24 protein-coding genes are annotated in these 26,529 nt (G+C 29.9%); 22 read left to right on the top strand and 2 right to left on the bottom strand.

Annotation, left to right across the window (positions count from 1 at the left end; genetic code table 11):
* Positions 1 to 40: 40 nt before the first annotated feature.
* Positions 41 to 820, bottom strand: a complete 780-nt coding sequence (locus JJC02_14160; protein ID UDN54030.1) for a hypothetical protein — start codon at positions 818 to 820, stop codon at positions 41 to 43.
* Between the two features lie 294 nt (positions 821 to 1,114).
* Between JJC02_14160 and JJC02_14155 the strand changes: the two genes are divergently transcribed.
* The 5 genes from JJC02_14155 (at position 1,115) to JJC02_14135 (ending at position 5,755) form a co-directional block, all read left to right on the top strand.
* Positions 1,115 to 1,660, top strand: coding sequence for a biotin transporter BioY (locus tag JJC02_14155; protein UDN54029.1), 546 nt, complete (start codon positions 1,115 to 1,117; stop codon positions 1,658 to 1,660).
* Positions 1,661 to 1,679: 19 nt separating this feature from the next.
* The gene (locus JJC02_14150; protein ID UDN54028.1) at positions 1,680 to 2,816 is read left to right on the top strand and encodes a thiolase family protein; all 1,137 of its coding nucleotides are present in this window, start codon (positions 1,680 to 1,682) and stop codon (positions 2,814 to 2,816) included.
* Positions 2,817 to 2,819: 3 nt separating this feature from the next.
* Complete coding sequence (locus JJC02_14145; GenBank protein UDN54027.1) at positions 2,820 to 4,211, top strand: AMP-binding protein; 1,392 nt, start codon at positions 2,820 to 2,822, stop codon at positions 4,209 to 4,211.
* Between the two features lie 75 nt (positions 4,212 to 4,286).
* Entirely contained in the window at positions 4,287 to 5,162 is an 876-nt protein-coding gene (gene dpsA, locus JJC02_14140) for a dipicolinate synthase subunit DpsA (GenBank protein ID UDN54026.1), read from the top strand.
* A gap of 2 nt (positions 5,163 to 5,164) precedes the next feature.
* The gene (locus JJC02_14135) at positions 5,165 to 5,755 is read left to right on the top strand and encodes a dipicolinate synthase subunit B (protein UDN54025.1); all 591 of its coding nucleotides are present in this window, start codon (positions 5,165 to 5,167) and stop codon (positions 5,753 to 5,755) included.
* Positions 5,756 to 5,874: 119 nt separating this feature from the next.
* Here JJC02_14135 and JJC02_14130 read toward each other — a convergent pair whose 3' ends face one another.
* Entirely contained in the window at positions 5,875 to 6,063 is a 189-nt protein-coding gene (locus JJC02_14130) for a hypothetical protein (protein ID UDN54024.1), read from the bottom strand.
* A 396-nt stretch (positions 6,064 to 6,459) separates the two neighbouring features.
* On the opposite strand from JJC02_14130, the gene adhE reads away from it, so the two are divergent.
* From adhE to JJC02_14045, 17 genes are all read left to right on the top strand, one after another.
* Positions 6,460 to 9,114 carry a bifunctional acetaldehyde-CoA/alcohol dehydrogenase gene (adhE, locus tag JJC02_14125; protein ID UDN54023.1) on the top strand — a complete coding sequence of 885 codons (2,655 nt, stop codon included), beginning with the start codon at positions 6,460 to 6,462 and terminating at the stop codon, positions 9,112 to 9,114.
* A 344-nt stretch (positions 9,115 to 9,458) separates the two neighbouring features.
* Positions 9,459 to 10,121 carry a hypothetical protein gene (locus tag JJC02_14120; GenBank protein ID UDN54022.1) on the top strand — a complete coding sequence of 221 codons (663 nt, stop codon included), beginning with the start codon at positions 9,459 to 9,461 and terminating at the stop codon, positions 10,119 to 10,121.
* 377 nt (positions 10,122 to 10,498) lie between these two features.
* Positions 10,499 to 11,908, top strand: a complete 1,410-nt coding sequence (locus JJC02_14115; protein UDN54021.1) for a L,D-transpeptidase/peptidoglycan binding protein — start codon at positions 10,499 to 10,501, stop codon at positions 11,906 to 11,908.
* A gap of 93 nt (positions 11,909 to 12,001) precedes the next feature.
* Positions 12,002 to 12,154: a hypothetical protein gene (locus JJC02_14110; GenBank protein UDN56458.1), complete on the top strand. Its 153-nt coding sequence runs from the start codon at positions 12,002 to 12,004 to the stop codon at positions 12,152 to 12,154.
* Positions 12,155 to 12,650: 496 nt separating this feature from the next.
* Positions 12,651 to 12,962, top strand: a complete 312-nt coding sequence (locus JJC02_14105) for a hypothetical protein (protein UDN54020.1) — start codon at positions 12,651 to 12,653, stop codon at positions 12,960 to 12,962.
* A 1-nt stretch (position 12,963) separates the two neighbouring features.
* The gene (locus tag JJC02_14100) at positions 12,964 to 14,889 is read left to right on the top strand and encodes a V-type ATP synthase subunit I (protein UDN54019.1); all 1,926 of its coding nucleotides are present in this window, start codon (positions 12,964 to 12,966) and stop codon (positions 14,887 to 14,889) included.
* A gap of 2 nt (positions 14,890 to 14,891) precedes the next feature.
* Positions 14,892 to 15,383 (top strand): V-type ATP synthase subunit K, encoded by a 492-nt coding sequence (locus tag JJC02_14095; GenBank protein UDN54018.1) that lies wholly within the window; start codon positions 14,892 to 14,894, stop codon positions 15,381 to 15,383.
* A 51-nt stretch (positions 15,384 to 15,434) separates the two neighbouring features.
* Positions 15,435 to 15,998: a V-type ATP synthase subunit E gene (locus tag JJC02_14090; protein ID UDN54017.1), complete on the top strand. Its 564-nt coding sequence runs from the start codon at positions 15,435 to 15,437 to the stop codon at positions 15,996 to 15,998.
* 14 nt (positions 15,999 to 16,012) lie between these two features.
* Positions 16,013 to 16,990, top strand: coding sequence for a V-type ATP synthase subunit C (locus JJC02_14085; protein UDN54016.1), 978 nt, complete (start codon positions 16,013 to 16,015; stop codon positions 16,988 to 16,990).
* Positions 16,977 to 17,300, top strand: coding sequence for a V-type ATP synthase subunit F (locus tag JJC02_14080; protein UDN54015.1), 324 nt, complete (start codon positions 16,977 to 16,979; stop codon positions 17,298 to 17,300). The genes JJC02_14085 and JJC02_14080 overlap by 14 nt, the downstream gene beginning before the upstream one ends.
* A gap of 116 nt (positions 17,301 to 17,416) precedes the next feature.
* A complete protein-coding gene (locus JJC02_14075; GenBank protein UDN54014.1) occupies positions 17,417 to 19,195 on the top strand; it encodes a V-type ATP synthase subunit A in 1,779 nt (592 codons plus the stop codon).
* A complete protein-coding gene (locus JJC02_14070) occupies positions 19,192 to 20,565 on the top strand; it encodes a V-type ATP synthase subunit B (GenBank protein UDN54013.1) in 1,374 nt (457 codons plus the stop codon). Before JJC02_14075 ends, JJC02_14070 begins: the two co-directional genes overlap by 4 nt.
* Positions 20,566 to 20,570: 5 nt before the next feature.
* Positions 20,571 to 21,239, top strand: coding sequence for a V-type ATP synthase subunit D (locus tag JJC02_14065; GenBank protein UDN54012.1), 669 nt, complete (start codon positions 20,571 to 20,573; stop codon positions 21,237 to 21,239).
* 278 nt (positions 21,240 to 21,517) lie between these two features.
* Positions 21,518 to 22,567, top strand: a complete 1,050-nt coding sequence (locus JJC02_14060; protein ID UDN54011.1) for a putative 2-aminoethylphosphonate ABC transporter substrate-binding protein — start codon at positions 21,518 to 21,520, stop codon at positions 22,565 to 22,567.
* Positions 22,568 to 22,664: 97 nt separating this feature from the next.
* Positions 22,665 to 23,654, top strand: coding sequence for an ATP-binding cassette domain-containing protein (locus JJC02_14055; protein ID UDN54010.1), 990 nt, complete (start codon positions 22,665 to 22,667; stop codon positions 23,652 to 23,654).
* 4 nt (positions 23,655 to 23,658) lie between these two features.
* Positions 23,659 to 25,377 (top strand): putative 2-aminoethylphosphonate ABC transporter permease subunit, encoded by a 1,719-nt coding sequence (locus tag JJC02_14050; protein ID UDN54009.1) that lies wholly within the window; start codon positions 23,659 to 23,661, stop codon positions 25,375 to 25,377.
* Positions 25,378 to 25,785: 408 nt separating this feature from the next.
* Positions 25,786 to 26,517 (top strand): UTRA domain-containing protein, encoded by a 732-nt coding sequence (locus JJC02_14045; protein UDN54008.1) that lies wholly within the window; start codon positions 25,786 to 25,788, stop codon positions 26,515 to 26,517.
* Positions 26,518 to 26,529: the final 12 nt, after the last annotated feature.

The following is a 26,529-nucleotide window of genomic DNA, read 5'->3' as shown; positions in this document are numbered from 1 at the left end:
CTATTTAAATACTTTATAACGTTACACTAAAAATGAATTTTTAAATCTTAAAATGTTCTTTTTGAGATAAATTTATTTCAGTGTCACAATTTCCACAACAGTAAGATGTTGAGACATGTTTAAATTCTTCACTATTCTCATCAAAGTCCATTTTTTTCTTTGCAATGATTCCTACTTTAGTTAAATTAGAGCCACAATTATTACAATTTTGAATTTTACATAGGTTATATAATTTGTCAGGTGTAATACCTTCTAAGAATCTATCACAATTACAACATCTGATAGAGGAAACTTCATTAGATATTTCAATAGGTTCAGATTCTTGAGAAGAAAATTTATAAGTTATGTCATTTGATACTTTATAACCTGTATCAAATATATTAGAATTACAGCTTGGACACAAGTACTTTGGAATATATACATCTTTTTTTTCAAAAGTATCACCACTAGTATTGTAATTCAAGTCATCTGAAGTAGAACTTTCATCTAGAGTGTTATCTTTATTTAAGCTTAGAAGATAATTATAAATTTTTTTATCTTCATTCTGTTTTGCCGTATCTAAAAAATGGCTCATTATATTAGGGTATTCTTTATTTTTTGATGGCATGTTTAAATCTATATAATTGTTTTCAATAGCAAAGGATAATATATTGAAATAGTTATATTTAACTGCAAAAAATAATAACATTTCATCAAATACTTTATCTATTATTTTGTCAGAAATGCTTATCCAAAAATCTGGTGATTCTAAATAAACTTTCTTACTAAGTTCATCTAACTCTTCATCTATATTATTTAAATTATTTTCATTGACCTTCATATCATCACTTCCTTATTGTTTTTTATATAAAATAAAATATCATATAAAAATATATCATATTATAATTTACAAGTATAGACTAAATATAGCTGTTTTTAAGCAAAGTTTTATAAATAACCATTAAAATATAGAGCTACAATATAGAGTTTACTTACAAATTAAATGTAAACTTATATAATTACATAGGTTGACAAAAAAACATCTTTATTTTATACTAAAACAAAGCTTTAATAGAGACTTTGTATATGTACATATAAACTAAATTGAATAAGGTGTATGAAGGGAATTATAAAAATGAAAAGAACTAAAGTAAATATTCAAGATTTAACTAAAATGTCAATATGTGTAGCATTATTGTGTATATCATCTTACATATATATACCATTACCATTTACTCCAGCGGGAGTAACAGCACAGACAATAATGATAAATTTAATAGCTTTGATTTTAACACCAAGACAAGCATTTAGTACAGTTGGTGTGTATATAATGATAGGTTTAATTGGAATACCAGTATTTGGTGGAGGTACATCTGGGATTGGAAAATTGTTAAGCCCAACAGGTGGTTTTTATTTTGGATTTTTGTTTGCAGTACTAATTATTAGTTTATTAAAAGGACGAAATAATGATATTAAAAGATATATACTAATAACAATTTTTATTGGCATGCCTATTATATATTTTATGGGAACAGTATTTATGTGTTATTTTAATCAAATGACAGTAGAAGCAGCACTTTTTGCAGCTGTAATTCCATTTTTAATTGGAGATACAATAAAATCAGTTATTGCATCTTTTTTAGGTACTAAACTGAATAATGTACTAAGAAGAAATCTATGATAAAGGAAGGATGTAATATATGGATGAGGTTTTTATATTAGGAGGACTTAGAAGTCATATAGGTCTAAAAAATGGAATTTTTCAATTTGTTCAACCTGAATTACTAGGAGCGAGTGTGTTAAAACATCTAATTGAAAAGTATGAAATTGACAGAATTGATGAGATTATATGTGGAAATGCAGTTGGGACAGGGGGTAATATAGCTAGATTAATGACTTTAACAGCAGGAGTGTCAAATGAAGTACCTGCTTTTACTGTGGACATGCAATGTGCTTCTGCTATGATGAGTATAGACATAGCATTTTCAAAGATTAAATCTGGGCAGTGTGATTTAATTATTGCAGGAGGCTTTGAAAGTAGCTCTCTACAACCAATGCGCACATATCATAAGAATGATAAACGATATAGTATAAATAATCCAAATTATACAGTTGCTCAGTTTTCTCCTGATGATAATAGCCAAAATAGTATGCTAGAAGGAGCAGAAAGAGTAGCGAAGTTATATCAAATTGAGAAAACAGAATTGGATTTTTGGGTAAAAAAAAGTCATAAAAGAGCAAAAGAAGCAAGAGAAGAGAAAATACTTGAGGATATTATATCTCCTGTAAATAATAGTATTTATGACGAAGGTATACGTGATAAGATGAATCAAAGGTTATTGGATAGGATACCATCGATTTTAGGAAAAGAAACTATTACAAATGCAGCAAATTCATGTCTTATTAATGATGGAGCTTCATTTATTATACTATGTTCTAAAAAGTATCTAGAACGTACAAAAAAGGAGTCTAAAGCAAAAGTTATCAATACATGTACAATAGGAACAGATGCAAATTTAAGTCCAACATCAGCGATAAAAGCAATGGATAAAATTTTAAAGATAGAAAACCTTAATTATTTAGATATATCTGCTGTTGAATTTAATGAAGCATTTGCAGTTATAGATGTGCTATTTCAAAGAAAGTATCCAGAATTAATCAATAGATATAATATATTTGGTGGAGCTTTAGCGTATGGACATCCATATGGTGCTTCAGGTGCAATTATTGCATTGCATCTTTTAAAAGCATTAGAAAAGACTAAGGGTAGATATGGAATTTGTTCTATAGCTGCAGCTGGTGGTTTAGGTTCAGCTTTATTGATTGAGAGGGTGTAGATTATGAACTACTATGAACTTCTAAGAATAAAGAGAGATATACATAAAAATAAAAATTTTTTAATTGTAGATGGAGAAAAACATACTTATGAAAATATATTAAATGATAGTGAGGAGTTAGGAAAACAAATTTTGACAGGTGAAAATATCCCTATTTTAATATATTCTAAAAATATAATGTTTCAGTTGGTTAGTTTTTTTGCTATTAATTATTCAAAAAATGTTCCTATTATTTGTCATTATAATCTTTCTAAAAAAGTGTTAAATGATATTTTATTAAAAAATAATATTTCAATTATTATATCTGATGAATATATGGACATTGTTGATTTATATGATAATAATGATAATGAAGGAGTAAAGGAAGTTAATTTTTCTATTTTTAATCCTAAATTCAATGTATATATATATCAATATAAGAATCCTACAAATTATTTAGATAAAAGTATTTGTATGGGAGTTTTATCTTCGGGTTCTACAGGTGTTCCAAAAGCGTTGTATAGAACGTATGAGAGTTGGGCTGGATTTTTTCCTGTACAAAATGGTGTTTTTAACATTTCTGAGGAATCAATCTTGTTTATTAATGGAACACTTAGCTTTACAGGAAATCTAAATTCTATAATATCAGTATTATATGAAGGTGCTAGTGTTGTAATAAGTTCAGGTCTTAACTGTAAGTTATGGATAAAGACAATAACACAATACAATATAACCAACATATACCTTATACCTACAAAGCTTCAACTCTTGGTTAAACACTTAAAAGAACCAATACTTAAAGTTGTAAGTATTTTTACAGGTTCTCAACTATTGTTTGAAGACACTGCAAAAAATCTAAAAAAATATATGCCAAATTCTGAAGTTGTTTTATACTATGGAGCAAGTGAATTAAACTATATTACATATTTATGCTATGATGAACTAATTGAAAAACCTCTAAGTGTAGGTAGACCATTTCCGGAAATAGATGTATATATTAGAGAAGGCAAAATTTTTGTGAATACAGAATATGCAGTATATAATGCAACCAAGCCTTATTCTGTCAATGATATTGGATATTTTGATGATGATGGATACTTAATATTTGAAGGAAGAAATGATGATATTGTAAATATTGGAGGATTTAAAGTTAGCTCTACTAAGGTTGAAAATGAAGTGAAAAAAATTCCTCAAATTGAGAACGCAGTTGTATTGCCATATTCAGACTCCATAAGAGGGAGTCAAATTGCATTATTTGTAACAATTATAGATAAAATTACAAAGAAAGATTTATTAACTAAAATGAGAGAGAACTTAATAAAAAATGAAATACCAAGAAAAGTTATCTTTTTAAGCTCATTTCCATATACCTCTTCTGAAAAAATAGATAGATTAGCATTATTAAAAATGTTATAAGTATAATATTTAGTAATTTTAGTGAACCAATGTATTGATAAAAACATATTGTATATAGTAAAGGAGGCTTACAATATGTCAAATCAATACGATATAACTGTTATCGGGGGAGACCTGCGACAAGTGTACATGGTAAAAAAACTAATTAATAAAGGATATTCTGTAGTTACTTATGGAATATCAAATGAAATTGTAAATGGAATCGTTGGAAAAGCAACTTCACTAGCTGAAGCACTATCCAAAAGTTCCATTATTTTATGTCCAATTCCATTTACAAAGAATCAAGTTAACATTGAAAATACTGGTGGTTGTCTGGATGCTACTATTGATAACTTGCTAATTAATTTATCTCCTAATCAAATATTATTTGGAGGAAACATACCAACTAAGGTTTGTAAATTTTGCGAGCAACACTCTATTCAGATTTATGATTTTATGAAAATGAATGATGTTGCTATTTTAAATGCAGTTGCTACAGCTGAAGGAGCTATAGCAGAAGCTATTAAAAGAAGTATAATAAATATACATCAAAGTAATTGCTTAGTATTAGGTTTTGGAAGGTGTGCACAGATACTTGCCAAAAAATTATACTCTTTAGATGCAAAAGTATGTGTTGGTGCAAGAAATAATGGTGCAAGAAGTACGGCTAATGCATTTGGATACTCTAGTATTTCTTTGAATAAACTTGATGAGAAACTTTTACAGTTTGATTATATTTTTAATACCATACCAGAATGTATTTTAACAAAAGAAAGACTGGAAAAAGTATCACAAGAAGTAGTGATTATCGATATAGCTTCTTCTCCTGGTGGGGTGGATTATTCTGTTACGAAAGATATAGGTATTAATGCGACTATTTGTCCTGGGCTTCCTGGTAAATACTCACCAAAAACATCTGGTGAAATTCTTGTTAACGCTATAGAAAATATTATAAATGAAAGAAGGGATTAGAAATGAGACTTAAAGGACTTACAATTGGAGTAGGATTTACTGGTTCGTTTTGCACTTATGATAAAATATTTATAGAGTTAGAGAATTTAGTTAAAGAAGGGGCAAATGTGCACACTATATTTTCAGATGTATCACAAAATATCGATTGTAGATTTGGAAATTCTGAAGAGTTTATGAAAAAAGCGTATGAACTTACAGGAAATAAGCCGATAGTTACGATTGAAGAGGCAGAGCCATTTGGACCTAAAGGAATTGCTGATATTATAATAATAGCTCCTTGTACTGGAAATACTGCTGCAAAATTAGCAAATGGGATTACAGATTCACCAGTATTAATGGCAGCAAAAGGTCATCTTCGTAATGATAAACCACTGGTAATATCAATATCAACGAATGATGCTTTAAGTTTTAATTTCAAAAATATTGGTATTCTTCTTAATTCTAAAAATATATATTTTGTACCTTTTGGTCAAGATAACTGTAAAGCAAAGCCTAATTCTATGATTGCACATACTGAATTAATAGTTCCAACTATAGAACTTGCTCTAGAAAATAAGCAATTACAACCTGTTATAAATAGCCCACATCAATAGATTAGTAATGTGATATATGTATGTAATATTAACAAAGTCCAGCAATATTATTTGCTGGACTTTAATCTATAATATATCAAAATTATTTACTTAATCTAATTTATAAATTGGAATTTATATTACTTTGCTTCTTTAAGTATTAAGTTCACTGTACTTGATACAAAACAAGCAGACATACTCAAGATAAATACTGATATTCCTCTAATAAATAAATTATCTACATAATAAGTTACTACTGCAATACCTCCAATAGCTGAAATTGTACTTATAATTAAATATAAAATACTGATTACTTTTGATTTTTTCATACGGATTTTTCCTATGAACTTTAAGTTTATTTATACTGTATTAGCTATATATTATTTCGTATTATATAAGAATTGTGAATGCATATGTTTAATTATACTATATTAAAAAAATTATCAGTATATATTTTTATTTATAAGAAAAATGCAAAATATTTATGTTAAAATAATAACGTTATCATTAAGTTTTGAGATTAATTTTTCTATAATCTGCATAAAAAATAAAGTAATATACAATGAAAGTAAAGATTCATAAAGTAGGGTATTGGCGAGATAAGCAAGTTTATATTAAATAAAAATAAAATGTTAAAAAAATAACTTGAAAATAGGAAAATAAGATGTTATACTGTTAATAAATTAACGTGATAAATGAAAATACTATTCTAGGAGGTTGCTAAAATGGACAATAAAGAACAGGATATAATAGAGAATATAAAGGGAGATGAAGTTATGTCAATTAGTGTAGATGTTGTAAATAATGTTGAAACTTTAGTTAAAAAATTAGCAAAAATTAGAGAGGCACAAAAAATATTTGCCACATATACTCAAGAGCAAGTAGATAAGATTTTTTTAGCAGCATCTTTAGCAGCTAACAAGCAAAGAGTTCCTCTAGCTATAATGGCACAAAAAGAAACTGGTATGGGAATTGCTGAAGATAAAGTCATAAAGAATCATTATGCTTCAGAGTATATATATAATGCATATAAAGAAACTAAAACTTGTGGTGTAATAGAGAAAGACGAGGCATTTGGTATGACTAAAATTGCTGAACCAATAGGTGTTATTGCAGCTGTTGTACCTACAACTAATCCAACTTCTACTGCTATATTTAAAGCACTCTTGGCACTTAAAACTAGAAATGGAATAATTTTCTCTCCACATCCAAGAGCAAAGAATTCTACTATAGAAGCTGCAAAAGTAGTTCTTGAGGCTGCTGTTTTAGCTGGAGCTCCTGAAGGTATAATAGGATGGATAGATGAGCCATCTTTAGAATTAACTACAACTGTTATGAAAGAAGTGGATTTAACTCTTGCTACAGGGGGACCTGGAATGGTTAAATCAGCATATTCATCTGGAAAACCAGCTATTGGAGTTGGTGCAGGTAATACGCCAGCAATAATTGATGATAGTGCAGATATAAAAACTGCTGTAAACTCAATTCTTGTATCTAAGACTTTTGATAATGGTATGATATGTGCTTCTGAACAATCAGTTATAGTATTAGAAAATGTATATAATGAAGTTAAAAAAGAATTTAAAGAGCGTGGAGCTTATTTATTAGATAAAGATGAAACAGAAAAAATAAGAAATATAATTTTAGTAAATGGAGGATTAAATTCTAAAATAGTTGGACAAACAGCTTGTACAATAGCAAAACTTGCAGGCTTTGAAGTTCCAGTAGATGCTAAAGTTTTAATAGGTGAAGTAGAATCAGTTGAATTAGAAGAGGCTTTTGCTCACGAGAAACTTTCACCAGTACTTGCAATGTACAGAGCAAATGATTTTGATGATGCAGTTAGAAAAGCAGAAAAGTTAGTTGAAGATGGGGGATTTGGGCATACATCTTCATTATATATTGATGATGTAAATCAAAGAGAAAAACTTGCTAAATTTACTTCAGCTATGAAAACTTGCAGAATTTTAATTAATACTCCTTCTTCTCAAGGCGGTATAGGTGATTTATATAATTTTAAACTAGCTCCTTCTCTTACTTTAGGATGTGGGTCTTGGGGTGGAAATTCAGTATCTGAAAATGTAGGAGTTAAGCATTTACTTAATATTAAGACAGTAGCTGAGAGGAGAGAAAATATGCTTTGGTTTAGAGCACCAGAAAAAGTTTATTTCAAAAAGGGTTGTTTAGGAGTAGCATTAAAAGAACTTAAGGATGTAATGAATAAAAAGAGAGCTTTTATTGTAACAGATACATTTCTTTACAATAATGGGTATACTAAAGCAGTTACTGACTTATTAGATGAAATGAATATTAAACATACTACATTCTTTGAAGTAGAGCCAGACCCAACTTTGGAATGTGCCAAGATAGGTGCTAAAGCTATGAGAGAATTTAATCCAGATGTAATAATATCTATAGGTGGAGGAAGTGCAATGGATGCAGGAAAGATAATGTGGACATTGTATGAGCATCCAGATGTAGATTTCCAAGACTTAGCTATGAGATTTATGGATATAAGAAAAAGGGTGTATACATTCCCTAAAATGGGTGAAAAAGCTAATTTTGTAGCAATACCAACATCAGCGGGTACTGGTTCAGAAGTAACACCATTTGCTGTTATAACTGACCAAGATACAGGTGTAAAATATCCATTAGCTGATTATGAACTGATGCCAAATATGGCCATAGTTGATTCTGATATGATGATGAATATGCCAAAAAGCTTAACTTCTGCTTCTGGTATAGATGCTTTAACTCATGCATTAGAAGCATATGTATCTATGCTTGCAACTGATTATACAAATGGTATAGCACTACAAGCTATTAAGAGTATATTTGAGTATCTTCCACGTGCATATGACAATGGAGCAAAAGACCCAGAAGCTAGAGAAAAAATGGCAAATGCTTCTACAATGGCAGGTATGGCTTTTGCAAATGCATTTTTGGGTGTTTGTCATTCTATGGCTCATAAATTAGGTGCTTTCCACCATGTACCACATGGTGTTGCAAATGCTCTTTTGATAACAGAGGTTATGAAATTTAATTCTTCAGATGCACCAAAGAAAATGGGAGCATTCTCTCAATATAAATATCCAGAAGCATTAAAGAGATATGCTGAAATAGCTTCATTCTTAGGGTTAAAAGGAAACTATGATGAAGAGAAGTTCCAAAGTTTATTGGTAGCTATTGAAGATTTAAAACAAAAAGTGGGTATTCCTAAAACTATAAAAGACTTTGGTGTTGAAGAATCTAAGTTTATGGACTCAATAGATGAAATGGTAATTCAGGCATTTGATGACCAATGTACAGGAGCAAATCCAAGATATCCTCTTATGAATGAAATAAAAGACATGTATTTGAATTCATATTATGGAAGATAAATTTACTATAAAATGAATAAATTAAGAAACCTTATGCATAAAAATTAATTTTATGTATAAGGTTTTTTTAATTGGAAAAAGGAATAGTTTTTATTCTTTAATTTAAAAGTCAATTAGATAGTGTTATTATAATAATTAAAGAATGTTTTACGCTAAATAATTAGTGTTTTTTGAATTTTAGCTATGTATTGTCTATGTATAAATTAAAAATAATTGTATTTTACAAAAATTATATTAAAAATAAATTATTTTCCTAATAAACATGTTATTAACAAAATAATAGTACTATAATGTATAGATGATAAAAACTTTAATAAAATTTAGTGTATGGGAGTTGTTTAAGTATGATAGATGTAAGTATTGATGAAAAACTTAAGGAAAGATGGCCTAATGCTAAGTTGGGTTGTATTCAAGCAAAAGTAGCAGTAAATAAAAGCTCAGAAAAATTAATTGATGAGATAAATGAGTTTTGTGATATTCTAAATCAAAGTTTAAAAGTTGAAGATATTACAAAACTAGATAAAATCAAAGATGCAAGAAATGCTTATAAAGAACTTGGCAAAAATCCAAGTAGATATAGAACATCTTCAGAAGCATTGGTTAGAAGAGTTATTCAAGGTAAGGGTCTTTACACAATAAATAATATAGTAGAAATAAATAATCTAATATCAATAAAATCATTATATCCAGTAGGTACATATAATGTAAGTAAATTACATTCACCAGTATGTTTTACTGTAGGAGATGAAGGAGAGCAGTATAAGGGTATTGGGAAAGAATTAATAAATATAGAAAATCTTCCTATATTGTCTGATTCAGTGGGTAAATTTGGGAGCCCAACTAGTGATTCTGAGAGAGCAATGATAACAGAAGATGCAAATGAAATATTAATTTGTATGTTTTCTTTTAGTCAAGAGTCTGATATTGAAGAATATTTTGAATATGCTAAGGAATTGCTTAGAGAATATGCAGGTGGAAAAGATATAGAAACTAAAATAATTAAATAGAATGTATATAACAACGTTATGTTAAGCTAAGATACAATATTAAAAAATAAGTTAATATAAAGAAACTAACGAAAAATTAGTTTCTTTTTTTGAAAAGAATAGTTTAGTGTTACAAAAATAGATAGATACACCCACGATTATTAAAAGTATGGTAATATATTAATATAGTAGAGATTGTATTTAAGGGATTTTGAAAGGAGTGATTTACAATAATTATTTTGTCTAAAAGACAAAATAGTTTTATGAAAATAACTATATATTTAAAAATATAAATAATAATACAGTAATTTGGGTATATGAAATAAGAAGGCATACATGGTTTTGTTTAAAAACAAATAAAGTACGTAGGTAATTATAATGTAAGGAAGGATTTAATTATGATTGATGGAAAAGAGGTAAAACAAGAAAGTGGACAAAAAAATCTGAAAGTTAAGATAGCTATAGTAGTAGGTGTTTTGGTTGTAGCTTATATAGGAATGGCAATCTTTTTTAGAAATCATTTTTACTTTGGAACGACTATTAATGGCGTAAAGGTCTCAGGAAAAACAGTTGAGCAAGTAAATGATTTGTTAGTATCTAGTACTAGTTCCTATACTTTAAATTTAGAGGAAAGAAACAATAAAAAAGAACAAATAAAAGCAGAAGATATAGATTTAAAGTTTATACCAGATGATAAAGTCCAAAAGATAAAAGATAGTCAGAGTGCTTTTGGATGGATTGGTGGAATCTTTAAGTCTAAAGAGTATAATAATATGATAACTCTTTCATATAATAAAGATTTACTAGAAAAAAGATTTAATGCTCTATCTTGCTTTGATAGTAAAAATATCGTAGAACCTAAGAGTGCTTATCCTAAGTATGATAGCATTAAAAATGCTTATGTAATAGTACCAGAGGTACTTGGAAACAAAGTGAAAAAAGATGATTTTTATAAGTTAGTACAAAACTCAATTAATTCTGGTAATACTTCTATTTCTTTAGATGAAAGTAAAGTGTATGAAGCACCAAACAATACAAAGGATTCAGAAAAGTTAAAAGAAGCTATAAAGACACTAGATAAGTATGTAGGTGTAGTTGTTACATATGATTTTAGTGACCGTAAGGAAACTTTAGATGGTGTTTACATTAATAAATGGTTAAAAGTAGACTCAGAAAAGAATTATGAGATAAGCTTTGACAATGATGCAATAGTTGAATATGTAAGAGGGCTAAGTAAAAAATACAGTACTTTTGGAGATTCAAGACCATTTAAAACTGCGACAGGTAGAGATATTACAATTTCAGGTGGAATTTATGGTTGGTTGATAGACAAAAATAAAGAAGCTAAAGCATTGGTTGATATTGTAAAAGCTGGTAAAAATGTTACAAGAGAACCTATTTACATACAAAAAGCTGTATCTCGTAATAGAGATGATATTGGAAATACATATGTAGAGATTAGTCTTTCTAACCAACATATGTGGTTCTTTAAAAATGGAGAAATGCTTGTATCAACAGACGTTGTAACAGGTGATTTAGCTAGAGGATTTGCTACGCCATCAGGTATATACCCTCTTAATTATAAAGCTAGAAATGTTTCATTAACTGGTCAAGGTTACAGCTCACCTGTAAGTTATTGGCTTCCATTTAATGGAAATATAGGAATTCATGATGCTACTTGGAGAAATTCTTTTGGTGGAGGTATATATAGGTCTTCAGGTTCGCATGGATGTGTAAATACACCTTTTTCTAAAGCAAAGAAGATATATGAAAACATAGAACCAGGTACACCAGTTATTTTATACTAGTAAATCTACTGCAACCGTTAAGTGAAGTCATCTTAGTTTATTATAGGATGGCTTCCTTTTTATATAAAGATTATTTAAGAGGAGAAATATATAATGAATGAAAAATTAACTAAGATTTTAGAAAAAGCTAAGAATGATGATAAGTTTAGAAAAGAACTTATAAAACCAATAGAACAACGTTATGTTATGGGTTCATATTGTAAGGCTGTTACATCTAGAGGTTATTATATAAAAAAATTAGATTAAAAATAAGGTGACAAAAATCGATACAGATTGATGATTTATAAAAGTTAGATAAAATAGTGTGACATATTTCTAAAAATTCAAAAAAGACAATAAGTTTCAAGGTTTTGAGGTTGAAAAAGAATATAAAAAACTTTTATATGTAATAAATAAAATTAAAATTAAAAAAAAATTAAAGTAAAAATTTAAAATGTCGACATAGCGTTAATTTTAAAACAAAATAACGCTATTGACAAACTATATCGCTTTAAATTATAATTATTGAAAATAATGGTATTTAAAAATCATACTCATGTCATAGTCTAAAAGTAAGTCGAAAAAGGATGTAAATCTAGGAAAGTACTATTCTAAAATATGTTTTATTAAGAAATAAACGTTGAAAAATATTAATTATTATATAAAAATGCTGTTTATACTTTAACAATGAGGTAGTAATCTAATTAGAATAAAAAATCTAATTGGTTATATACATAGTAAAAAGGTAAGAGAGGTGATTTGGATGGCTTTTGAAATAATAAAAAGCATTGTTGAGGCAGAGCAGACAGCAGACAGTATCAAAGTAAAAGCTGTTACTGATGCAGAGTCTATCAGAGCTGATGCTGTAAACAAATGTGAAAGCATATTTGCTGATGTAAAAAAACAAGCAAAGCTTATGGAAGAAACTCTTGTTGAGAAGGCAGTCACCGACAGTAGAGCAGAGGTTGATAAAATCTTAGCTGATGCCAGAAGTGAATGTCTGAAAATTGAAAAAACTGCTAAAGAAAGAAAAATCAAGGCGATTGAAGCGGTTATTGGAAAGGTAGTGAGATAATATGGCAATAGTTAATATGAACAAAATATCTATTGTTGGCTTAGAAGCTCAAAAAAGCCAGATTTTAAAGCTACTTATGAACCGTGGGTTTGTTCAGATTGATGATAGTGCCTTTCTTACTGAGGAGGAGGAATTAAAAAATTATCTTGTAAAAGATAGTGAAGAATCTGAAGTTATAATGCTAGAGCAGAAGATGTCTCATGTAAATCAAGCAATTAATATTGTTTCTTCACTAGTGAAACAAAAGAAAGCCCTGTTTGCACCAAAAAGAGAGTTTAACAGAATTGATAATGAAAAAGAAGAGCAAATTTATGCTGAAGCTTTGGAGTTAAACAATCTACATAAGGAGATAGGTACAATAAGGTCTAACATAAACCTACTTAACAACAATAAAAGTATGTTAGAACCATGGGTAAACTTTGATATTCCTCTTGAAAATATGGAAACTAAGTATACAAAAACTATACTTGGAACTGTACCTATAAGTGTAAATATTGATGCTTTAAGAGTAAAATTAGAAGATGAAATACCAGAAAGTGTTCTTGGGATTATCAATTCCGACAAGTTAATGAGCTATGTTTATTTAATTACTTTAAAAGAAACTTTTGATGACGTTTTAGAAGTTTTAAAAGAATTTAATTTTTCAGTAGTTTCATTACCAAATGAAGAAGGTACACCATTACAAGCTATCAATAAATATAATGAAATGGTAATTACACAGGAAAACGTTTCTAAAAGCAAGGAAGAAGAAATTAAAAGACATGCAGATAGTATACACATGCTTGAGAATCTATATGATTTTTACACTATAGAAAGAGACCAGAAAAAGATTATAGAGAGGCTTGTAAAAACAAAAACAACATTCTGTCTTAATGGTTGGTTACCAAGTAAAAGGGCAGACGAGCTAATTAAAGAAATTACAGAAAAGTTTGATTGTTGTGTTCAGACCGAGGAAGGAAGTAAAGAAGAAGGCTTCCCAATTCTGCTTGAAAACAATAAACTTGTAACACCTTTTGAAAGTGTAACGAACATGTACAGCTGTCCAAGCACAAAGGATATTGACCCAAATGCAATTATGACTTTCTTTTATGTTGTATTCTTTGGAATGATGCTAAGTGATGCTGCATATGGGATAATAATTGCACTAATATGTGGATTTGTTGTATACAAAGCCAAGATGCAAAAAGGTGAAGGAAATTTAATTAAACTTATTGGTATGTGTGGAGTTTCAACTACTATATGGGGTCTTATATTCGGGGGTATTTTGGGGGATTTAATTCCTATAAAAGCATTAATCAATCCTTTAGAGGATGTTATGGTACTTATGGGAATGTCGTTACTGTTCGGTATTATCCATATATATGTAGGTCTGGGAATAAAAGCATATACATTAATAAGGGATGGAAAGGTAATAGATGCAATTTTTGACATAGGTTTTTGGTACTTATGTATAACAGGTGTATGTCTACTTATAATACCTTTTGTTGCAGGGGATATAGGTGTATTTTCAGAAGTAGGAAAATATTTAGCAATTATAGGTGCTATAGGTCTTGTACTTACTCAAGGAAGAAGTTTTAAAGGCGTTCCTGTTAAGCTTTTTAAAGGTTTTTCAAGTCTTTATGGTATAACAAGCTATTTTGCTGATATATTATCTTATACAAGAATTATGGCACTTTGTTTAACAACAGGAGTTATAGGGCAGGTTATCAATCTTTTAGGGGCTATAGCTGGTCCAATCTTTGCAGTTGTAATTGGTGTTGTGGGACACACAATAAACCTTCTTATAAATGCACTAGGTGCATATGTTCATACAAGTAGATTACAGTATGTAGAATTTTTCAACAAGTTTTATGAAGGCGGAGGAGTTCCTTTTGTTCCGTTTAAGTATAAAACAAAATATACAAGCATTAATAAAAAGGAGATGTAAATATGGAATTTTTAAACGCGTTAGGAAATGGTCAATTTTTGGCAATATCAGGAGCTGCTATAGCAGCATTATTTGCAGGTATGGGTTCTGCTAAAGGTACTTCAATAGCAGGTCAAGCCGCAGCAGGTGTTGTAACAGAAGACCCTAGTAAATTTGGTCAACTTCTAGTTTTACAACTTCTTCCAGGTACACAAGGTCTATATGGATTTATCATAGCTTTCCTTATATTATCAAAAGCAGGAATTATTGGTGGAGATGTAATACCAACATCAGCTCAAGGTTTACAACTTCTTATGGCAGGACTTCCAATTGGTTTAGTTGGTTTAGTATCAGGTATAGCACAAGGTAAAGCCGCAGCAGCAGGGGTTGGAATAGTTGCAAAAAGACCTGAAGAACTTGGTAAAGCTATAACATTTGCAGCAATAGTTGAAACATATGCTCTTTTAGGACTACTTGTTTCTTTCTTAGCTTACAATGGAATTGCAGTTGGTTAATTATAGATTATAATTCATAAGTAAAAAAAATGAAAAGGAGGAAGCACTCCTATGGGTAATGAACAAAAAATGATTGACAGAATTATAGCTGATGCCAAACAAGAAGCACAAGAAATATTGGATAAAGCTAAAAGTGAGGCAGATTCAAAAATAAATTCAGCTAATGAAAAAGCTGAAAAGGAAATGGCTTCCTATACAAAGCTTGCAGAAGCAGAAGCAGAAAAAGCGGCTTCTAAGGAAATATCAGGAGCTTATATGGAGGCTAAAAAACAAATATTATCAAAAAAACAAGAGATTTTAGAAGAAGTAATTTTAGAAGCTAAAAACAAACTTTTAAATCTTAAAGATAATGAATATGAAGAGATTATACTAAATATGATTGAAAAATCAAATTGCACAGATGATTCAGAGATAGTATTATCAAAAAAAGACAAGAAAACATTGAAAGATGTGTTATCAAAAAAAGGTATTAAGGTGTCTAATGAAACTAGAGATATTACTGGAGGTTTCATAGTTAAAAAAGGTGACATTGAGTACAATTATTCATTTGAAGCCATAATTGCAGTAGAACATGAATATATTGAGCAAATTACAGCAGAAATTTTGTTTAATTAAGGAGGGGTTAAAAAATGGCAGAAGAAAAAACTTATCCCTATGCCGTGGCACGAATAAGAGTGCTTGAAAAACAGCTTCTTAACAGACAAATGTTTATTCAAATGGCAGAAGCCAAAAGCCCTGAAGACTCTTTAAGAATTATAGCTGAGGCAGGTTATGCTGATACATCAAATAATGATATACATAATTTTGAGAATATTTTGACTCAAGAATTGTCAAAGACATATGAAATTCTTAAAAGTCTAGCTCCTGAAGAAAAATTTGTTGATGTATTTCTTTATAAAAATGATTATCACAACTTAAAAGTGCTGATTAAAGAAGAAATTTCTGGTGTAGATGGTGAAAAATATTTGATTGATGGAGGTACAATTCCTCTTATTAAGCTTAGAGAATCTTTAGCAAATCGTAGTTTTAGTGATTTACCTAAGATAATGACATCAGCTATATTAGACGCATTTGATGTTTATAGCAAGACACAAAATGGTCAGATGGTTGATATTGTTCTAGATAAAGCAACTTTTTCTAGTATGAAAGAGACTGCTAAAGAAAGTCAAAACAAATTTGTAATAGATTATGTTATGAAAGTTTGTGATTTAACAAATCTAAAGAGTTTTATAAGAGTCAAAAATATGAAGAAAGATTTTGATATGTTTATGAACGTGTTTGTTTTAGGTGGTTCACTTAATAAGGAAAAGTTCTTAGAAGCTTTTTCCTCAGACACTCCAGCATCATGTTTTAAATCTACTTCTTACTCTGATGTCTGCAAAAATGGCATGGATAGTGGTTTTACTGTCTTTGAAAAACTTTGTGATGATTATCTTATGGAATATGTTAGAGAAGCAAAATTTAAGCCTCTTACATTAGAACCACTAATTGCATATTTATATGCTAAAGAATCAGAAATAAAGACAATTAGAATTATTTTGACTAGTAAGCTTAATAATATAGACGCAGATACTATAAAAGAAAGGCTAAGGGATGCTTATGTATAAGGTAGGAGTAGTTGGAGATAAAGATAGCATCATGGGATTTTTAGCTCTTGGAATAGATATCTTCCCAGCCTATGATAGTGACGAAATTAAAAAAAGTATACATAAGTTGGTTGAAGATGAATATGCGATAATTTATATTACAGAACAGGCATCATTGCTTGCAAAAGAATCAATAGCAAAATACAAAGACTACCAACTTCCCGCCATTATAGTTATTCCAGGTATTGGAGGAAGTATGGGATTAGGTATGAATGAAGTAAGAGAATCTAGTAAACGTGCTATAGGTGCAGATATATTATTTAAAGAATAGATGAAAGTTGAATAAAAGACAATCTCAAATTTTATTAGTGCTAAAGATACGTATTGATAAAATATAGGAGGGAATATTTAAATTTTGATAAAGTATATGATTGCAGGTGAGAGAATATGAAAACAGGCACAATTGTAAAGGTGTCAGGACCGCTTGTTGTAGCGGAGGGCATGAGAGATGCGAATATGTTTGACGTCGTAAGAGTTTCAGATAAACATCTTATAGGCGAGATTATAGAAATGCATGGAGATAAAGCTTCTATACAGGTTTATGAGGAAACTTCTGGTCTAGGACCAGGTGAAGAAGTAGTTTCTCTTGGAATGCCTATGAGTGTTGAACTTGGACCAGGTCTTATTTCAACTATTTATGATGGTATTCAACGTCCACTTGAAAAAATGTATGATATTTCAGGTACTAATATAACTAAAGGTGTTGAAGTATCTTCACTTGATAGGGAAGTTAAGTGGGAATTTAAACCTAAAAAATCTGTTGGTGATAAAGTTGTAGCAGGAGATATAATTGGTGGAGTTCAAGAAACAGCTGTAGTGGAATGTAAGATTATGGTTCCTTATGGAGTTAAAGGTACTATAAAAGAAATATATTCTGGTGAATTTACTGTTGAAGATACAGTTTGTGTTATTACAGATGAAAAAGGTAATGACATACCTGTAACTATGATGCAAAAATGGCCAGTTAGAAAAGAAAGACCATATAGAGAAAAGAAAACACCAGATTCACTTCTTGTTACAGGTCAAAGAGTTATAGATACATTTTTCCCAATTACAAAAGGTGGGGTGGCAGCTATACCGGGACCTTTTGGAAGTGGAAAAACTGTTACACAGCATCAGCTTGCTAAATGGGCAGATGCAGATATAGTTGTATATATAGGATGTGGCGAGCGTGGAAATGAAATGACGGATGTTCTTCTTGAATTCCCTGAATTAAAAGACCCGAGAACAGGCGAGTCACTTATGCAAAGAACTGTGCTTATAGCCAATACATCAGATATGCCAGTTGCTGCACGTGAGGCTTCTATATATACTGGTATTACAATAGCTGAATATTTTAGAGATATGGGATATAGCGTTGCACTTATGGCAGACTCTACATCAAGATGGGCTGAAGCTCTTAGAGAGATGAGTGGTCGTTTAGAGGAGATGCCTGGTGAAGAAGGTTATCCTGCATACTTAGGTTCACGTCTTGCTCAATTCTATGAGAGAGCAGGAAAGGTAAATTGTCTAGGTATGGATGAAAGAGAAGGAACACTTACAGCAATTGGTGCAGTTTCTCCTCCTGGTGGTGATACATCAGAACCTGTCAGCCAAGCAACACTTCGTATAGTAAAAGTATTCTGGGGTCTTGATGCATCTTTAGCATATAAGCGTCATTTCCCAGCAATTAACTGGTTGACAAGTTATTCACTCTATCAGGAAAAAGTTGATATATGGGCAGATAAAAATGTAAATGATAATTTCTCAGCTCAAAGAGCTCAAGCTATGAAACTTTTACAAGTTGAATCTGAACTTCAAGAAATAGTTCAATTGGTTGGTGTTGACTCACTTTCAGATGGAGATAGATTGATATTAGAAGTTACTCGTTCGATAAGAGAGGACTTCCTTCATCAAAACTCTTTCCATGAAGTTGATACTTACACATCACTTCATAAACAATATAGAATGATGGGGCTTATATTAAAATTCTATAAGTCAGCACAAGATGCTATCAAGCAAAATGTTACTATAAACGATATTATCAAGCTTTCAGTTCTTGAAAAGATTGGTCGTGCTAAGTATGTAGAAGAAGACAATATAGATGCAGCTTACGATTCAATTGAAGATGAAATAGACAACGAGCTTGCAGACCTTATTAAAAAGAGGGGGGCTGAAGAACTATGATAAAGGAATATAAGTCAATACAAGAGGTAGCCGGTCCTCTTATGCTAATAAACGGCGTAGAAGGTGTAAAATTTGACGAACTTGGAGAGATTGAACTTTCAAATGGAGAGATTCGTCGTTGTAAAGTTCTAGAGGTAAATGGAGATACTGCACTTGTTCAACTTTTTGAAAGTTCAACAGGTATAAACCTTGCTGAAAGTAAAGTTCGTTTTTTAGGAAAGAGTCTTGACTTTGGAGTTTCACCAGATATACTAGGGCGTGTTTTTAGTGGAATGGGTAAACCTATTGATGGAGGTCCAGAAATTATACCAGATAAAAGACTTGATATAAATGGAGCTCCAATAAATCCAGCAGCACGTGACTATCCAGCCGAATTTATACAAACTGGTGTCTCTGCTATAGATGGGCTTAATACACTGGTTAGAGGGCAAAAACTTCCTATATTCTCAGGGTCTGGTTTGCCACATGCAAATCTTGCAGTTCAGATTGCAAGACAGGCAAAAGTACGTGGAACTGATTCTAAGTTTGCTGTTGTCTTTGCTGCAGTTGGTATAACTTTTGAGGATGCTGAATTCTTTATAAGTGACTTTAAAGCAACTGGTGCAATCGACCGTTCTGTAGTATTTGTAAACCTTGCAAATGACCCAGCTGTAGAGCGTGTATCTACACCTAGAATGGCACTTACAGCAGCAGAATACCTTGCCTTTGAGCAAGATATGCATGTACTTGTTATAATAACGGATATTACAAACTATGCAGAGGCATTGCGTGAAGTTTCAGCAGCTAAAAAAGAAGTTCCAGGACGTCGTGGATATCCAGGATATCTTTATACTGACCTCGCTACAATGTATGAAAGAGCAGGTAAAATGAAAGGGCATGAAGGGTCTATAACTATGATTCCAATACTTACAATGCCTGAGGATGATAAGACACATCCAATTCCTGACCTTACAGGATACATTACAGAGGGACAAATTATACTTAGCCGTGAGCTTTATAAAAAAGATATACAGCCTCCTATAGATGTTTTACCATCACTTTCTCGTCTAAAAGATAAGGGTATTGGTAAAGGTAAGACTCGTGAAGACCATGCAGATACAATGAACCAGCTTTTCGCAGCTTATTCAAGAGGTAAGGATGCAAAAGAGCTTATGGCAATACTTGGTGAATCTGCACTTTCTGAGATTGATTTAATGTATGCTAAGTTTGCAGATGAATTTGAGAAAGAATATGTTTCACAGGGATTTAGAACTGACAGAACTATTGAGCAGACATTAGAAATCGGATGGAAGCTTCTTAGTATGTTACCAAAAAGTGAACTTAAACGTATTCGTGATGAATATTTTGAAAAATATATGCCTAAGGAGTGATATCTGTGGCTAGATTAAATATAAATCCAACACGTATGGAAATGACTAGACTTAAGAAACTCCTTAAAACTGCTACAAGAGGTCATAAGCTTCTTAAAGATAAACTTGATGAACTTATGAAACAATTTCTTGAGATTGTAAGAGAAAATAAGCGATTGCGTGAAGAAGCAGAAAGTGCTCTTGACGGTGCTTATAAAAATTTTATAATCGCAAGAGCAGTTATGAGTCAGGAGTATCTAGGTTCAGCACTTATGATGCCAAAGCAATCTGTTTCAGTAGATGTTTCTACAAGAAATATAATGAGTGTTGATGTTCCTGTGTTTGACTTTAAAACTGAAAACAATCAAAGTGATATTTATCCTTATGGTCTTGCTTTTACATCAGGTGAATTAGATTCTGCTATGGAAGCATTCTCAGCTGCTATGGAACCACTTTTAAGACTTGCAGAGAGTGAAAAAAGTGCACAGCTTCTTGCTCAAGAGATAGAAAAGACACGTAGACGTGTTAATGCTCTTGAAAATGTAATGATACCAAATTACATTGAGACTATCAAGTATATAGCTATGAAGCTTGAAGAAAATGAGAGAGCAAGTACTACTAGACTTATGAAGGTTAAGGATATGGTGCTTAAAAAAGCACTTGAAGAAAAGAAAAAAAATGATTTGGTTGTATAATTAAATACTTATAAAAATAAGTCTAACGTTCTAATTTATAGAGGTTAGGCTTATTTTTTATGTTTAAATTAAAAGTATAGATATTATGAAAATTAATATATTGTTTAAAAACAGACTGTATTTAACTAAAAATAATATATTTAACAAAAATTTCTAAAAATTAACGAACTGTTAATTTACACTTAACTTTATATTAACAAATTAGGTGTATTATATAAACATAAGCAAAAACAATAAAAAACAAATAAAAAAAGATAAAAGCATAAAAGGGGGAAGATATGAAAGAATTTCTATTTACTTGTCTGTGTATTGTAGTGATTACATTTATGACAAGTTGCATATCAACAACACCACAAACTACTCAAGGAAAAGGAAATAATAAACTTACGATATATGCAGCATTAGAAGAAGAGCAAATAGCTTACTACATGGAAGGATTTAGAGAAGAGCATCCTAATATAGATGTAGAAATAGTTATGGATTCTCATGGTGTAATAGCTTCAAAATTATTAGCAGAAAAAGATAATCCACAAGCTGATGTTATATGGGGATTATCAGCAATGAATATGATAGAGCTAAAAGAAGATGGAGTACTTGAAGCGTATAAGCCTAAAAATTATGATAAGGTAGATAAAAAATTCAAAGATACTGAAGATGATGTATCTTGGGTAGGAATGAGTGTCCCAGAGACAGCTATAGTAGTTAATTATAAGGAACTTGAGAAATTAGGTATAGATATTCCAAAAAGTTATGAAGATTTAATAAAACCAGAATATAAAGGACTTATAACAATGCCAAATCCAGCATCATCTGGAACAGGGTATCTTACAGTGTCAGGGCTTATTCAAATGATGGGTGAAAAAGATGCTTACAATTATATGGATAAATTACATAAAAATATAGCTACATATACACATTCAGGTTCAAAACCTGCGAAGTTAGCTGGTTCTGGAGAGTATCCAATAGGTATTACACTTGGATATAGAGCTACGCAACAATTATCCAGTGGAGAACCTATAGAAGTAGTATTTCCAAAAGAAGGTTCAGGTTGGGATTTAGAAGCAAATGCCTTAGTTAAAAAAGATAATATAAAAAAGGAAGCAAAGTTATTTTTAGACTGGGCAATGAGTGATTCGGCTATGGATAGATATGCACATGAAGTAGCAGTTACTTCTATAAAGACAGATAATCCAGCTCCAAAAGGTTATTCTAAACAACCATTTGAACAGCTAATAGAAGAAGTTGATTTAAACTCTGCTGCCAAAAACAGAAGTACAGTACTTAAAACTTGGGAATCAAAGTATGGTTCAAAATCTGAAAGTAAGTAAAGTTTAACTTAATAATTCAGATAAAATAATTTTAGAAGAAAAGATAAAGTATAGAATTTAAAATAAAAAATATAACTATAATAAGGAGAGATAAGATATGAGTTACTTGAAAATAAATAATGTGTTTAAGAATTATGACCAAAAAAGGATTTTAAATAATATTAGTTTGGATATTGAAGAAGGGGAATTTCTATGTTTACTTGGACCTAGTGGGTGTGGTAAAACTACATTACTTAGGATAATAGCAGGTCTTGAAGATGTAAATAGTGGAGCTATAATTCTTCAAGATAAGGATATTACAAATTTAGAGCCATCAAAGAGAGGTTTTGGAATAGTATTTCAATCATATGCATTATTTCCAAATATGACTGCATATAACAATATAGCCTTTCCACTTAAGGAAAGAAAAGTTTTAAAAGAAAAAATAGATAATAAAGTTAAGGAAGTGCTTGAAATAGTTGGCTTGACTAATGAAGCTCATAAATATCCTAAAGAATTATCAGGTGGGCAACAACAGAGAATAGCAATAGCAAGAGCATTAGCACTTGAACCAAAGTTTTTACTTTTAGATGAGCCAATGTCTGCATTAGATGCTAAGGTTAGACACAAGCTTAGAATGGATATTAAAAGATTACAAAAAGAACTTAATATAACGACAATAATGGTAACACACGACCAAGAAGAAGCTATAACAATGGCAGATAAAATTGCCATTTTAAATGGAGGAGATATAATGCAGATAGGAACTCCAGAAGAGATATACCAAAATCCTCAAAATCTATTTACAGCTCAATTTATAGGAGATACAAACTGTTTTGATAATGGGAATTCTATATTAACCGTAAGACCAGAATATGTTCAAATAGAGAAATCAACAAAAGAAAATTATCAAGGAATAATATCAAATATAGAATTTAGAGGTAATTTGTTAAGAGTGGAAATAAAAGATAAACTAAATGAAAATTTCATAATAAGTGATGTTTCTATAAAAGAGTGGGTTAATTTAAATTTAGTAGAAGGCGACCTTGTAAAGATAAATATAGATGAAAAATACTATTTAAAGTATCCAAAAGTTAAAGGAGCATAAGTATATGAATAATAATGCTATAAGTTCTAAAAGTATAAGTCTTAAATCAAAAATGAATTTAGATATAAAAAAATGTATGCTTACAGTATTAGTCATGTCTTTAGTAATATTTTTATTAGCGCCCATAATCTATCTATTTATACAAGCATTTTTAGATAAGGATGGAGTTTTTGTTGGATTACAAAATTTTAAAGAATACTTGGCTTCTGAAACTCTGTTGAATTCCTTGAAAAATACAGTATTTGTGTCTATTATATCAACTGTAATATCATTAACACTTGCATTAGTATATGCATATGCATTAACGAGAACAAAGATTAAATTCAAAGGTTTTTTTAAATCATTAGCAATGTTTCCTATGTTTGCTCCAACAATGATGCATGCAATAGGTCTAGTATATTTATTTGGAAATCAAGGGTTGGTAACTAATTTACTTGGAGTAAGTATTCCAATATATGGAGCATTGGGAATAATATTGGCACAAATTATATATGTATTTCCTCAATCATTTCAAATACTTTATATATCATTAGATTCAACTGATTATAGATTATATGAAGCTAGTAACACTATGGGGATAAGTAAGGTAAGAGAGTTTATAAGTATAACAATCCCTAGTATAAAATATTCTTTAATAAGTTCTGCATTTGTATCATTTACATTGTGCTTTACAGATTTTGGAGCTCCAAAAGTAATTGGAGGAGAGTTTAATGTATTATCAATAGATGTATATAAGCAAATTATAGGTCAACAAAATATGCCAATGGGTGCAACTGTATCAATATTACTTTTAATACCTGCAATAATATCTTTTATAGTGACTAAAAAAATTGAAAAAAATCAAAATTCATATATAAATTCAAAGTCGATTCCATATAAAGTTAAATCTAATAAGTTAAGAGATGGAATTCTAGGAGGGGTTGTAGGACTTATTGCATTTGGTATAATAGCTGTAATGTTAACTGTAATCTTATCATCACTAATCTCAGTTTGGCCATATGATTTAAGACTTACACTGGAACACTTTTCAATGAAAAACAGTATTGATGGAATTAAACCATTTATAAATTCAATAAAAATGTCACTATTGACAGCTATTCTAGGGACAAGCTTTGTTTTCTTATTTGCATATCTAAATGAAAAAACAGAAAAAGCTCCACATTTAAAATCATTTGGATATTTTCTAAGTACATTACCTATGGCATTGCCAGGGTTAGTGTTAGGTATAGCTTATGTACTATTTTTTAATAAACTAGAGTTTAATTTTATGGATACAATATACGTTAAGAATTTGTTTAATGGATTATATGGAACATTACTTATAATGATTATATGTAATATAGTTCATTTCTTTTCAGTAGCATTTATAACTGCTACTACAGCTATTAAGAAAGTAGATAAAGAGTTGGATATGGTAGCTAAGTCAATGGGAATAAACAGTGCATCAATTCTTAAGAATGTAACTATACCACTTTGTTTGCCAGCAGTTTTAGAGAACTTTATGTATTTTTTCCTAAACTCTATGGTTACAATATCAGCACTGGTTTTTATATATACTGCAAGTTCAAAGGTAGCTGCAATATCAATTGTACAATTAGATGATAAGGGAAGTACAGCACAGGCAGCAGCACTAGCTGTATTAATACTAATTACAAATATATTAGTGAAAGCAATACATGAATTTATAAAGAATCGTTTAGAAAAAAGAACAAACCTTAATTAAATAAATTATCTTACAAAAACACAAATTTAAAAAGTCTATTCTTATAATTTATTATTTACAGAATAGACTTTTTGAAATTCTAATTAATATTATTAGTTTTAACTTTCCTTTTGCTATTATATATTTAAGAGTCTGCACGATTATATTTATCAAATAAAGAAACATCTACTAAAACTTTCTCTAAAATTTTCGGTGTAACTGGAAGATTGGATTTAGAATATTATCAAGTTTAGTATCAAACCAATATTTTAATAGTGTTTATATTTGAAGTTTTTTAGAAAAAAATTTAGTTTCAGTTTTAAATTTATATTTATTTTGATATTTGCTTAATTTATAATATATTATATTAATACATAGTTATTAGAAATAAGACACAATTAAATAATTATATAAAATTGGGAGGTTAGAATGGGAAGAGCCAAGTATTATGATATATATATAGATTTAAAAAATAGAATAGAAAATAAAGAATATTTATACCAAGATTTATTACCATCAGAATACACATTAATAGAAGAGTATAGTTGTTCTAGAAATACAATTAGAAGAGCTATACAGGAATTAGCAAGCCAAGGATATGTTCAAAGTAAGCATGGAAAAGGAGTATTTATAATTTATAAGGCTAATAAACAATCAGAGTTTTTGTTAGGGGGGACAGAGTCATTTAAAGAGTCTGCTATTAGAAACAATAAAGAATATAAAACGAAAGTAGTTCATTTTGAGGAAATGATTATAGATGATAAAAAAAGTCAAATAACTAACTTTGAAGTTGGAACAGAAGTGTATTATATACAAAGAGTAAGAATTCTAGAAAATAAACCATCTATTATGGATCATAATTATTTTATGAAGGATATAGTAAAAGATATTAATGAAGAAATAGCATCTAATTCTATATATGAATATATGGAAAGTAAATTAAATGAAACTATAGTAACGACAAAAAGAACCATGACAGTTGAAAAAGCAACTAAACTAGATAAAAGATATTTAGAATTAGGAGATTACAATTGTGTTGCAGTTGTTAGCAATAATACTTATAATGCTCAAGGTATAATGTTTGAATATACGCAGTCTAGACATATACCTGATGGATTTATATTTTTTCATCAATCTCAAAGAATTAATAATATAAAATAGAGTACAATTTGT

It is taken from the genome of Clostridioides sp. ES-S-0054-01 (assembly GCA_021561035.1).
Classification (GTDB): Bacteria; Bacillota; Clostridia; order Peptostreptococcales; family Peptostreptococcaceae; genus Clostridioides.
This window is presented reverse-complemented; position numbering and strand designations above follow the sequence as displayed.